This window comes from Arthrobacter citreus (assembly GCF_038405225.1).
GTDB lineage: Bacteria > Actinomycetota > Actinomycetes > Actinomycetales > Micrococcaceae > Arthrobacter_B > Arthrobacter_B citreus_A.
Genome location: NZ_CP151657.1, coordinates 675,847 through 687,962, shown reverse-complemented (window position 1 = coordinate 687,962; position 12,116 = coordinate 675,847). Strand labels below are relative to the sequence as shown.

At 68.4% G+C, this 12,116-nt stretch carries 10 protein-coding genes; 5 read left to right on the top strand and 5 right to left on the bottom strand.

What is annotated here, in order from left to right; translation table 11 throughout:
* The first annotated feature begins 3 nt into the window (after nt 1-3).
* From AAE021_RS03235 to AAE021_RS03215, 5 genes are all read left to right on the top strand, one after another.
* Complete coding sequence (locus tag AAE021_RS03235) at nt 4-1,101, top strand: thiamine pyrophosphate-dependent enzyme (RefSeq protein WP_342024226.1); 1,098 nt, start codon at nt 4-6, stop codon at nt 1,099-1,101.
* Nucleotides 1,102-1,222: 121 nt separating this feature from the next.
* Nucleotides 1,223-2,188: an alpha-ketoacid dehydrogenase subunit beta gene (locus tag AAE021_RS03230; protein WP_342025293.1), complete on the top strand. Its 966-nt coding sequence runs from the start codon at nt 1,223-1,225 to the stop codon at nt 2,186-2,188.
* Entirely contained in the window at nt 2,181-2,510 is a 330-nt protein-coding gene (locus AAE021_RS03225; protein ID WP_342024225.1) for a biotin/lipoyl-containing protein, read from the top strand. Before AAE021_RS03230 ends, AAE021_RS03225 begins: the two co-directional genes overlap by 8 nt.
* Before the next feature lie 3 nt (nt 2,511-2,513).
* The gene (locus tag AAE021_RS03220) at nt 2,514-3,314 is read left to right on the top strand and encodes an alpha/beta fold hydrolase (RefSeq protein ID WP_342024224.1); all 801 of its coding nucleotides are present in this window, start codon (nt 2,514-2,516) and stop codon (nt 3,312-3,314) included.
* A gap of 278 nt (nt 3,315-3,592) precedes the next feature.
* The gene (locus AAE021_RS03215) at nt 3,593-4,540 is read left to right on the top strand and encodes a serine/threonine-protein kinase (RefSeq protein WP_342024223.1); all 948 of its coding nucleotides are present in this window, start codon (nt 3,593-3,595) and stop codon (nt 4,538-4,540) included.
* A gap of 147 nt (nt 4,541-4,687) precedes the next feature.
* Here AAE021_RS03215 and AAE021_RS03210 read toward each other — a convergent pair whose 3' ends face one another.
* The 5 genes from AAE021_RS03210 to AAE021_RS03190 all read right to left on the bottom strand — a co-directional run bounded on the left by AAE021_RS03210 (nt 4,688) and on the right by AAE021_RS03190 (nt 12,092).
* Nucleotides 4,688-4,861, bottom strand: coding sequence for a hypothetical protein (locus AAE021_RS03210; protein ID WP_342024222.1), 174 nt, complete (start codon nt 4,859-4,861; stop codon nt 4,688-4,690).
* A gap of 114 nt (nt 4,862-4,975) precedes the next feature.
* Nucleotides 4,976-6,424 carry an MFS transporter gene (locus AAE021_RS03205; RefSeq protein WP_342024221.1) on the bottom strand — a complete coding sequence of 483 codons (1,449 nt, stop codon included), beginning with the start codon at nt 6,422-6,424 and terminating at the stop codon, nt 4,976-4,978.
* A 150-nt stretch (nt 6,425-6,574) separates the two neighbouring features.
* The gene (locus AAE021_RS03200; protein ID WP_342024220.1) at nt 6,575-9,772 is read right to left on the bottom strand and encodes an SMC family ATPase; all 3,198 of its coding nucleotides are present in this window, start codon (nt 9,770-9,772) and stop codon (nt 6,575-6,577) included.
* Nucleotides 9,769-10,932, bottom strand: coding sequence for an exonuclease SbcCD subunit D (locus AAE021_RS03195; protein ID WP_342024219.1), 1,164 nt, complete (start codon nt 10,930-10,932; stop codon nt 9,769-9,771). Before AAE021_RS03195 ends, AAE021_RS03200 begins: the two co-directional genes overlap by 4 nt.
* Before the next feature lie 131 nt (nt 10,933-11,063).
* Nucleotides 11,064-12,092 (bottom strand): MIP/aquaporin family protein, encoded by a 1,029-nt coding sequence (locus AAE021_RS03190; protein ID WP_342024218.1) that lies wholly within the window; start codon nt 12,090-12,092, stop codon nt 11,064-11,066.
* Between the last annotated feature and the right edge of the window lie 24 nt (nt 12,093-12,116).

The following is a 12,116-nucleotide window of genomic DNA, read 5'->3' as shown; positions in this document are numbered from 1 at the left end:
CCTATGGTCTTAGTCACATCCACGATCCCGGATCTTTCCGGCGACGAACTGCGCCGGCTGTACCGGCTGCTTACCTCTGTGCGCCAGCTCGACCTGGCCGCTGTCGCCTGGCAGCGCCAGGGCATCATCCCCGGCTACGCCCCGGAACTCGGACAGGAAGCCGCGCAGGTGGGCAGCGCCTTCGCGATGGACGCCGGCCGCGACTTCATCTTCCCCACCTACCGGGAAATGGGCACCGCGCTGACCCTGGGTGTGGACATGGTTGAGTACATGGCCACCCACAAGGCGTCCTGGCACGGCGGCCTGTACAACCCCGTAACCACCCGGCTGGCGCCTATCCAGGCGGTGGTGGGCGGTTCAGTGCTGCACGCGGTGGGCTGGGCGCACGGCCAGCGGCTCACGGCGCAGGCCGACGGCGGCGCAACCGACGGCGGGGCATCGGCCGGCAGCGGGGCAACCGGCGGCGGCGCTCCGGCAGAAGGATTGGCCGCTGCCCTGACTTACTTCGGCGACGGCGCCAGTTCCCAGGGCGACATCCACGAAGCGATGAACTTCGCCGCCGTGCTCAAGGCTCCCGTGGTCTTCTTCGTGCAGAACAACGGGTGGGCGATCTCGCTGCCCACCGAGGCCCAAGTGGCCGGCGGGACCGTGGCGGCGCGGGCTGCCGGATACGGCATGAAAGCCCTGACCGTTGACGGCAACGACGTCACCGCCGTAGTCCAGGCGACCCGCGAGGCGCTGGCCCACGCCCGGGCCGGCCTCGGGCCGGTGCTGATCGAAGCCATGACATACCGCCGCGGCCCCCATTCCACCAGTGACGACCCCGGCCGCTACCGGATGCTCGAGGACGAACGGCGCGACGCCGGGACCGACCCCGTGGCGCTCCTGGCCGATCAGCTGCTTTCAGCCGGGCACGCCGGCCAGGACTTCCTGGACACCGCCCACGCTGATGCCGTGGCAGCCGCCGAGGCCATCCGCCAAGGGGTGCAGGAACTGAAGCCCCGTCCCGGGGCGGAGATGTTCGAGTTTGTGTTCGCCGAAACCACGCAACAGCTCAAGGACCAGGCCAGCGCCTGGCGGAAGGAATCCGAACATGACTGACCAGTTGACGGGCAGATCGGATCTGGCCGCCGCGCAGGACAACACCGGGGACACGGCCGCCCAGCAGCAGTCCGCCGCCGCTCCCGCCCCCGCCGGTTCCGGGGCCGCCGAGACCCTGTCCATGCAGGCCGCGCTGAACCGCGCGCTCGCGGAAATCCTGGAACAGGACCCGAAGGCATTGGTCCTGGGCGAGGACGTGGGCCTGCTCGGCGGCGTCTTCCGCATCACCGACGGGCTGCAGCGGCGCTTCGGCGCGGACCGCGTCCTGGATACCCCGCTGGCCGAATCGGGCATTCTTGGCATGTCCGTGGGCCTGGCCATGGCCGGGTTCCATCCCATTCCCGAAGTGCAGTTTGACGGCTTCGCCTACCCCGCGGTGAACCAGATCATCACGCAGCTGGCACGGATGAACTACCGCAGCCGGGGAACGCTGCCCATGCCCGTCACGCTGCGGGTGCCCAGCTTCGGCGGCATCCGTGCCCCGGAGCACCACGGTGAATCCCTTGAGGCGCTCTTTGCCCATGTCCCCGGCTTGCTGGTGGTATCGCCGTCGAGCCCGCACGAGGCCTATCACCTGCTCAAGCATGCCGCCGCCCGTCCGGACCCGGTGATCTTCATGGAGCCGAAGTCCCGCTACTGGCAAAAGGGGGAAGTCATCGCGTCCGACGGCGGCACTCCCCTGGGGTCGAAGGTGGTCCGTCCCGGCAAGCACGTCACGCTGATCGCCTGGGGTGCCATGGTCGCGCGCTGCCTGCAGGTGGCCGAGCTCGCGGCCGAGGACGGCATCGAGGTGGAGGTCCTGGACCTGCGCTGGCTCAAGCCCATCGACGCCGCCGGCCTTGCTGCATCGGTGTCGCGCACCCGGCGCGCCGTCGTCGTGCATGAAGCTCCGCTGACCTCCGGGCTGGGGGCCGAGGTGGCCGCCCTGGTGACCGAACGCTGCTTTGACACCCTCAGGGCTCCGGTTGAGCGGGTCACGGGATTCGACGTACCGTATCCCTCAGGTGACCTGGAGGACGAGTACATCCCGAACATCGACCGCATCCTGTTCGGGATCCAGCGAGTATTGGAGTATCGACGTGGCTGAAATTTCCTTTCCCCTGCCCGACCTCGGCGAGGGGCTGATCGAAGCCACCGTCCTGGAGTGGCTGGTGGCCGAGGGTGACCAGGTGGAGCGGAACCAGCCGCTGGTGGAGGTGGAGACGTCCAAATCGGCTCTCGAGCTCCCGTCACCGCAGGCCGGCCGGGTGGCGCGCATCTACGGCTCGCCGGGCGAGAAAATCAACGTCGGCGAACCGCTGATCATCTTTGAGGTTCCGGACAACACGGCCGGCATTGTCGGAACCGTGCCGCAGGAGGCCCCGGCGCGCCGCCGCGTCCGGCTGACCGCCGCACTGGACGAGGACTAGGCCATGGAACTGAGGACCCACGCCGTCGAGGGCACCGACCCGCAGCTTTTCGCCGAACTTATCGAGCCCGACGGCGGAGCCCGGGTCCCGCGCCCCGTGCTTCTGCTGCATGGGTTCGCGTCCTCGTCGCAGCTGAACTGGCACGATACCGGCTGGGTCAGCGCCCTGACCGCTGCCGGCAGAAGGGTGATCACCGTGGACCTGCCAGGCCACGGACGGAGCGCTGCGCCGGTGGAGCTGGATGCATACCGCCCCAGCCGGCTCCGCGCTGACCTGCTGCAGCTGCTGATGGACGCGGGTGTGCAGCCCCTGGCCGCTGATCGTCCGGAAACCGGAGTGGACGTTATTGGCTATTCGCTGGGCGCCCGGCTGGCCTGGGAATTCGGCGCAACCCAGCCCGAGCTGGTCCACCGCATGGTCCTGGGCGGCGGACCAGGCACCGGTGATCCCCTGGCCTCGTTCGATCTGGCCGCGGCACGCGCAGCCGTCGGGGAAACCGGGGACGTGGCCGACGAAACCACTGCCGAACTGCTGCGCATGGCTGCACTGGTGCCCGGCAACGACCTGCCCGTGCTGCTGTCCATGGTGGAGGCCATCCAGGATGAGCTGTTTGTCCCCGCCGAGGCGGTTCCGGCCATGCCGCTGCTGCTGGTGGCCGGAGACCTTGATACCTTCGCGGCCGGCAACGCGGAGCTGGCCGGGTTGTCGGGACAGGCGGAACTGCTTCCGCTCCCGGCACGCACCCACGCGAACGCGGTCACGTCCCGGGCCTTCAAGCAGGCGGCCATCAGCTTCCTCGGGTAGGCCCGGTCAGGAAAAGCGCCTCGGCGGCAGTGCCCGGGGCACTTCCCGGGTGAGAAGGCACATATCCGGGTGAGAAGGCACATATTACGTCTTGATAAAGCCGACTTCCCCTGCCCGGATCCACCGGTGTGGCGGGATATGGTGGAGCGGTGGGCAGGCTAGGATCAAATTAATCAGGCTGCTGATGAAATGTTCTGAACCCCGCGTCCGGTGGTAAGCAACAGACCCGGATGCCCTGCCGCTTTTAGTTTCTCGACACACCCTCTAGGAGGACACCCGTGGATGTACTCCTGGGGAATCGATACCGGACCACCGAGCTCATTGGCACGGGTGGCGCCGCCTCCGTTTACCGTGCGGTGGATCAGAACCTTGGGCGCGAGGTCGCGGTCAAGCTCTTCCGTCCCAACGTCAGCGACGACGATGAGAGCCGCCGCCAGCAGACCGAAACCCTTCTGCTCGCAACGCTGAACCATCCCGGACTGGTGACCCTGCTGGACGCCGGGATGATGCAGGATGAGGACGGCCGCTCCTCCACTTTCCTGGTCATGGAGCTTGTCGACGGACCGGACCTGCGGCGGACCCTGAAGTCAGGGCCGCTGAGTCCGGCCGCCACAGCATCGCTGGGGGCGGACCTCGCCGACGCGCTGAACTACGTGCACTCCAACGGCGTCATCCACCGGGACGTTAAGCCCGCCAACATCCTCCTGTATCCGCTGGCGGAGAACGATACCCGCCTCTACCCCAAGCTCACCGACTTCGGCATCGCACGGATGACCGAGGCAACCATCGCCACCGCCCATGGCGCAACCATAGGCACCGCCAACTACCTCAGTCCGGAACAGGCGCTCGGCGGGGCCGTCGATCCGCGGACCGACATCTACTCCCTGGGGCTGGTGCTCCTCGAGTGCCTCACCGGAGAGAAGGCCTTCCCGGGTCCGATCGTTGAGTCCGCCGTCGCCCGCCTGGTCCGTGACCCCGAGATCCCGGGGGACCTGGGTTCCGAGTGGGTGGAACTGCTGCGCTCAATGACCGCCAGAACCGTCGACGCCCGGCCCGATGCGCACGACGCCGCGGCGGCGCTGCGTTCACTGGGCATGGAGGCCGAGGTTCCGGCGCTGACGGCTGACGGTCCTGATTCGGCGGCGGATGACATGGTCACCGGCGGGATCACAACGGGCAACATCTACATCCCGCTGCCGCCCACCCACGCCCCCAGCCTGGGCTAGCTCCGCCGGGCAGCCGCGGACAACCACGCAGCGCACCGTTCACTGAACAACGTTCACTGGACAACATAGAAGCCCGGACCGGGAATCCCCGGTCCGGGTTTCTGTCTTGCAGCTTGTGTCGAAGCGTCCTGCTTCAGATTGAGCCTGCTACTTGGATCCGCCCTCTGCGGACTCCTGATCTTCTTCGGGCTCGAAGTTCGACGCTTCATCGGTGGACGCTGCGGCGACGCCATCCTTGGTGTCAGGAATGGTTCCCTCGGGTCCCGTTGTGTTTTCGCCGTCCTTGGAGTGGTCCTTGTTGGCGTTCTGTTCGCTGCCCATGGTGGGTCTCCTCATCCGCTGCGGCTCCGCCGAAAACTCCGGCGCTTGATTCGATACTAAGGCAACTGAGGGCCGCCCCGACAGCCGGCCAGTCTGGTCCCCGGCCGGTGTCTCCTACTTTCGCCGCAGGCGGGAGGCTACTGCCCACCGGACACACAGGCTGAGAATCAGCAGCACGACGGCGGCACCCACGGGCACCAGGAACGCAGCCTGATGCCCGGAACTGTCCCCCAGCCGTCCGGCCAGCGCGGCACCAATGGCGGTTCCAGTGACCACTCCGCTGGCGAGCATGGTCATGACCGTGCCCATCAGGTGCCGGGGAGCAACCACGGCGCCAATCCCGAAGATGCTAACCATGGTGGGGCCCACGGGAATTCCGAGGACGAAGAGTGCCACCAGCATGGTGGGAATGTCTGCCGGGAAGAGCAGAAGCACCGAGAAGGCAGCCATCGCGGCTGCTGACACCATCCAACGGGCGGAAGCGGTGAAACGCTCCGGCCAGAAAGCCACGGACAGAGCCGCTGCGGCCGAGCTGATGCCCATCACCGCGTACAGCAGGCCGGCGGCGGAAGAAACGTTGAAGAGACCGCCAAAAGCGGTGAGGCTCGTCTGTGTTCCGCCGAAGAACGTGCCCATGGCCACCATGCCGAGGACGGGAAGCGCGATCAGCAGCCAGTCAGCGCGGGGCTGGGCGGCCACCGGTTCGGCCGGCGTGCCCGATTTTTCGGCGGCGGAATCACTGGCTGCTTTGGCTGCCCGTGCCGCCCGCGCCGGGACGACCGAACGGACTGTGGGATGCACGGCGAACGCGCTGACCATGCTCAGCGTCAGCACCGCGGCAATGGCCAGCGGTAGCCACGGTGCGACGGCGGCAGCCAACAGACCGACCAGGGCGGGGCCGAGCACAAAGCTGAGCTCGTCGGCCGTACCCTCGTAGGACATGGCGGTATCGAGGTCGCGGCTGCCGGCGGAGTCCGCGGAGCGCTTCCGTTCGGTCATCGCCATCCACCGCACGCGGGCCAGCGGGCCCACTTGGGGGCAGGTGGCTCCCATCAGGAAGGCTGCGGCCAGGGCGGCGACGGGACTGGACGCGTCAGGCAGCAGGAACGCCATGTACAGGGTCAGCGCAATGGCCAGCGGGTTCACGACGGCGGCGGTCAGCAGCACGGGGCGCTGGCCGATCCGGTCCGCCACGAATCCCAGGACGGGCGCGCCCAGGGCCGAACCGATTCCGACGGCGCCGGCTGCCAAACCGCCGGTGGCATAGGATCCGGTGACGCTGGTGACCAGGGTCAGTGCTCCGACGGTCAGCATGGCCAGGGGCAGGCGGGCCAGGAAGGCGATGGGAACAAAGCCGCGGCCGGCGAGCGTGAAGATCCTCGCATACCGGCCCGTGGTGGCTTCCGGGCTCCCGGCGGGATCCGCCGGCACGGATTCAGCCGGCGCAGATTCACCCGGCGCGGGTTCAGCCGGCGCGGGTACAGGGGCCTTGGATTCACGCGGCTCAGGGGTGTCCGGAGACGGGCTCCGGGAAGATGAAGGGGCGGAGGGCAAATTGCTCATGCGGTTCCAGACATGTTTCAGCGCGCATCGTCCCCCCTCCCGATGCGCCCGACCCGGCTACCCTTCCACTTTACCCTCGGCGGGCGGGCCGGCGGGACGTTCCGGGACAACTTGCGCCGGGTCAGCAGCTGCCCCGGCGCGGGCTGTGGATTACACGCCCACGGGGGTGCCGGCGGAGAAGCGCACCGTGGAGCCGTTGCGGCCCTTGGTAATTTGCAGCTGCGCTCCGATGCGCTGCTTCATTTCTGCGACATGGCTGACGAGTCCGACCACCCGGCCGCCGTCGCGGAGGCCTTCCAGGGCGTCCATCACCTGCTCCAGCGAGGTGTCATCGAGGCTTCCGAATCCCTCGTCAACAAAGAGTGTCTCGATGCTGACCCCGCCGGCCTCCTGCTGGACGACGTCGGCCAGACCCAGTGCCAAGGCCAGCGACGCCATGAAGCCTTCGCCGCCCGAGAGCGTGGAGGTGTCACGATGCTGGCCGGTCCACGCGTCGGTCACATGCAGGCCCAGACCGGCCTTCTTGTTGCCGGAGGTGGAATCACTGTGCACCAGGGCATACCGGCCGCCCGTCATTGCCGAGAGCCGTTCCGTTGCCGCCGCTGCGACCTGCTCCAAACGCGCCGCGAGCACATAGGTGCTCAGCGTCATTTTGTAGCCGTTCTCACCGAGGCCCCGCGCCGTGTCAGTGACCGAGCGCAGCAGTTCATAGCGCTCCTCCAAAGGACGAATGCGCTCGGACGCCTCAGCCAGCTCCCTGCCGTAGGCCTGCAGCGCTTCAGCGGAGGCTTCCATCAGCCCCAGGTCCACCGAACACTTGGTCAGCCGTCTCCGGGCTTCGGACGCTGCATCGGACGCCATCACCAGATCCTCCTCATCCGGGACGGGAAGCGGTTCACCGTGTCCGTCCAGGGCCGCCGCGGAGTCCTCGCCTTCGCGGCGCAGCATCAGCCGCTGTCCCTCCTGGTCATACGCGGTCACGGCCAGCTTGTGGGCGGCGGCCGTCTCAGGGTCCAGCAGGGCATCCCGCAGCGCCTCCACGGTCTCGAATTCCGAGTCCGCCAGCTTGGCGGCGAGGTCCTGGCCGGCTTCCGCTGCGGTTTCCTCCGCTGACTTCCGGTCCGCCAGGGTGCGGCGCGCCGCAGCCACCAATGCGCGCAGTTCGGTGATGCATTCAACCCGCTCGGCAAGGGACGCAAATCCGTTCCGGGCGGCCTCAACCCGCCCGCTGAGATCGGCTATCTGCCGCTGCGCCGCCACGTGCTGTTCATCCGCCTGGGCGGCCGCGACCAGCGCCGCGGATTCCTCCCCGGCCAGCTGCTCCAGTTCGGCGGACACTTCGGTGCAGCGTTGCAGCGCTGCCTCCAGTTCCAGGGAAGCGGCTGCTGCCTTGTCCAGGGCCGCGGCAGCTGCTGCTTCCGCTGCCTGGGCCGCCGCCGGATCACCGTCCCCGCCCTGGATCCGCAGTTCCGCCACCTTGCGGCCGGCGGCTTCCGCCTGCGTCCGGGCAGCTTCGAACTCCTGCTCGGCCGCATCCGTCAGCTGCCGGGCATGCTCCTCATCCTGCCGGGTCACGGCGCTCTCGCCGTCGGGGAGGACCGCCGGGGCGGGGTGTTCAACGCTGCCGCACACGGGGCAGCATTGTCCGCTTTCCAGCCGTCCGGCCAGTTCCGCGGCGGCCTGGTCCAGCCGGCGCTGCAGTTTGTCCTGCCACTCCTGGCGCCGGTCCTGGTAGTTTCCGCGCAGCTCAACCGCGAGGGCCGCCGCGGTTTCCGCTTCCCGGGCGGCACGTGTGTGCTCACAGATGGCCCGGGTCAGGGCGCGGGCCCGCTCCAGGTCATCCGCCGCTGATTCCCGCCGTGAGGCCCGCTCCCTGAGGGACTCCAGTTCCCGGGTCAGGTCAGCTTCCTCGGACCGGAGCGAAGCCGCGGCGGCACGGGCTGCGGCAGCGGCTGCCCGCCGGCTTTCAGCCCGTTCGGCAGCGCCGGAAAGCTCCTCCTCAAGGTCGCTGATGCGTTTTTCCTCCGCGAGGGCGGCTTCTGCGGCACCGAGCTCAGTGGTGAGGCGGGTGTCCGCTGCAGCCAGGGCCGAGGCGGCCGCGGCGTCGTCAGCGCTGTTCTCCGCGTCGCCGTCCGTTCCTCCGTCAGTCTTCTCGTCCGGGCCGGATGCCAAACCGTACACGGCGGCCCGGGAATGGGCCGCCAGATGTGACCGCGCCTGTTGGGCCGCCTCTTCGCGGAGCCGGAGCTTGGCTGCGGCTGCGTCAACAGCCCGGAGGTAACCGCTCAGCGCCTCGGCCTGCTCGTGGCGGGCCAGCGCAACGCGCAGGGGTGCGATCTCCGGGTTCCGGCGCTCATGGTCCTGCTCGTCGCGCTCAAGCTGCTGCCGGGCGATCCCGCGGGCGCGGCGGTGCTCGAGGTCCTGCCGGGCAGCTTCCGCGTCGACCAGGGCAGCGGCAAGGACCTCGTGTTCTTCCCGAGCAGCGGCGGTCCGTACCGCCAGCATGCGGCGGAACTCCTCCACTGCGGCCATATCGGTCCCGGCGGCTCCGGCGGCTCCGGCATTGCCGGCGTCGTCGGCCGCGCCGGCGTCTGCGTCGGCGTCACCGGCGACCGAAGCGTCGTTACCGGATCCCGCTGTGGCCCTGTCACCGTTCACTTCGGCATCGGCCGGCCAGCGCTGCATCTCATCCCGTGCCCGGCGCAGCACATGCTCCGCTTCGGCGCGGGCATCCTGCAGTTGCCGGGTTGCAGCGGCGAGGTCTTCCTTGAGCTGGTCCTCGATCTCTTCGAACCGGGTGGTGCCGAAGAGTTTTTGCAGCAGGTCCGCCCTGGTTTTGGCATCGGCCCTCAGGAACGCCGCAAAGTCGCCCTGGGGCAGCATGACCACCCGGGTGAACTGTTCCTTGTCCATGCCCATGAGGGCTTGGATCTCGGCGCCGGCTTCATCGTTGCGCGCCGATTTTGTGACCCATTCCCCCTGGGAGAATTCGCGCAGGGTGGTGTGTGCCTGCTCAAGCACTGTTTTTCCGGTGCCGCGTTTGGCCGGGCGGTCCCAGGCCGGATTGCGCACCACCTCCAGGCGGCGGTCACCGGAACTGAATTCCAGCAGCACCTCGGGGGCCGTATCCGGTGCGGCGTGGTCGCTGCGCAGCCGCTTGGCCGTTTGCCGGGCACCGGGCACTCCGCCGTACAGGGCATAACAAATGGCATCAAGAATGCTGGTCTTGCCGGCGCCCGTCGGCCCGTTCAGCAGGAACAGACCATGGGCACCCAGCTCGTCGAAGTCGATGACCTCGCGGCCGGCAAAGGGTCCGAAGGCCTGGATTTCCAGGCGGTGAATCCTCACTGTGCCGCCTCCGTGGACTGCACCTTGGACAGGACTTCGGCGAAGAGCTGCTTCTCCTGCTCATCGGCCTGCCTGGAGCGCACATGGTCCAGGAACCCGCAGCAGATCTCCAGGTCATCAGTGGCCTTGGCCAGCCGCTGACTGTAGGTCTGGCCGGAGGCTCTCGGCCCGGAGGCCGGCTCGAAAGTCAGGACGAGGGTGTCGGGGAAACGGCTGCGCACGCTGTCCATGGCTTTGGCGGGGCGCTCGTCATCAGTCAGCGTCACCTGGCAGTAAGCGGTTTCGGCGTCGGCAAGCGCGGGGTCCGCCAGCAGCTCGGCCAGGGTGCCCCGGAGGACGGCAAGGCGCCGGGGCGCCGGCCAGACGACGGGTTCCACCGACACCAGGCCGCCGCCGTCGAAGTCCACCAGCAGCCCGCCTTTTTGCTGGCGCGCCTCGGAGAAGGAGTACGGCAGCGGGGATCCGCTGTACCGCACGGAGGGACTGAGTTCCTGCCGTCCGTGCAGATGGCCCAGCGCGGTGTAGGTGAAGCCGTCGAAGAGGTCCAGTGGAACAGCGCCCACTCCCCCCACGGTGAGGTCCCGTTCGCTGTCCGAGGTGATGCCCCCGCTGGCAAAAACGTGGGCCATGGCCACGGGCTGCACGGGCTCGCCGGCGTCAGCACGGCGCTTCACGTCAGCGGTGATCCGGCGGATGGCTTCAGCCACGACGGCGGCGTGCTGCGGGGTCTCGACGCCAAGCTCGGGAGCGGCAAGCCGGGGCTCCAGATAGGGAATGCCGTACACGGCCACCGGGCTGCCGCCCGTTTCGAGCAGGACCGGCTCGTCGATTTCGCTGATCCGGGTCCTCAGGTACACACCGCCGCGTTCAAAGATGCGGCTGCCGAAACCCAGCCGGGCCGCGGAGTCGTGGTTGCCGCTGGACAGGATAACCTTGGCCCCGGCTGCGGTGATCCGCTCCAGCGCCGAATCCAGCAGGCGGACGACGTCGACGCCCGGCAGGGCGCGGTCGTAGACATCTCCGGCGATGAGCACGGCATCCACCCGCTCTTCGCAGACGGTGTCCACCAGCCGGTCAATGAACTGCTGCTGGGCGCCCAGCATCCCCACACCGTGGAAGGAGCGTCCCAAATGCCAGTCGGAGGTGTGCAGTATTCGCATACTCCAAAGCTACCTCCCGGCACCGACACTCCCCGGACACCAGGGGCATGAGAACGCCCACCCCCTGATGCGGTGGTGGTTGCATCAGGAAGCGGGCGTGTCGCGGAGCGGCGGTTAGGACCTTGCGGCGGTTAGGACCTGCCGGCGGGCTTGCCGCCGTCGGTGTCCTGGTCCCCGTCGAAGAAACCGCGCGCTTCGTCGTCGTTCCGGGCATCGCTGCCGCGGCCTGACGCGCCGGTATGCGCGGTGCCGGTTCCGGTTGTGGGTGCTGGGGCCGCTGCGGCTGTTGCTCCCCTGTCAGAAGCCGTTCCGGCTTCGGCGTGGACGGCGGAATCCTCGGCGTCAACATCAAAGTCGTCATCATCGTCGGCATCCGGCTCAGCCGAGTCGGCAGCGGTCATATCGATGCTGCGGTAAATCAGTCCGGTGATCAGCGCACCCAGCACGGGAGCCGCCCAGAACAGCCAGAGCTGTTCCAGCGCCGCAGCCTCGGCGAAGAGGGCAACCGCAGTGGAGCGGGCCGGGTTGAGCGAGCCGCCGGTAATCGGCGCCAGGAACGTCAGCAGGACCGCGTAGGTCACGCCCACGGCAAAGGCGGCGCCAGCGAGCGGCCTGCGCCCGGACGTGGCACCGAGGAAGACGGCGGTGAGCAGCACGGCACCGATAACTTCCGTCAGCAGCGCGCTGGCCAGCGGGAAGCCGGCGCCGGACTGCTCGCCGTAGCCGTTGGCCAGGGCAGCGAAGACCATGCGGGTTTCAGCAAGTTCGGGAACGCCCTGGATGACCACCCACAGGATTCCAACGGCCAGGACCGCGCCGATGAGCTGGGACACGATGTAGACCGGCAGGGCCTTCCACTCGGTGCGTCCGGCTGCGGCGCTGGCAACACTGATGGCCGGGTTGAAGTGGCCGCCGGAGACGTACCCAAAGGCCACCATGGCTGCCGCAGCGCCCAGGCCCACTCCCAGCGGAGAGGAGACGCTGCCCGTGGCACTGAAGAAGGCAAGACCGACGCCAACAAAGACCAGGAGGAACGCGCCCACTGCCTCCGCGGCGGCGCGCGCCGGCAGTCCGTAGCTGTGCAGACGCTTCCGCGGCGCTGTTCCGGCGGCAGGGTGCACTGCCCGTGCGCCGTCTGTTGAGTTGGGCTCGGCATTCATTGGCAAAAAGTGTCCTCTTCCTAG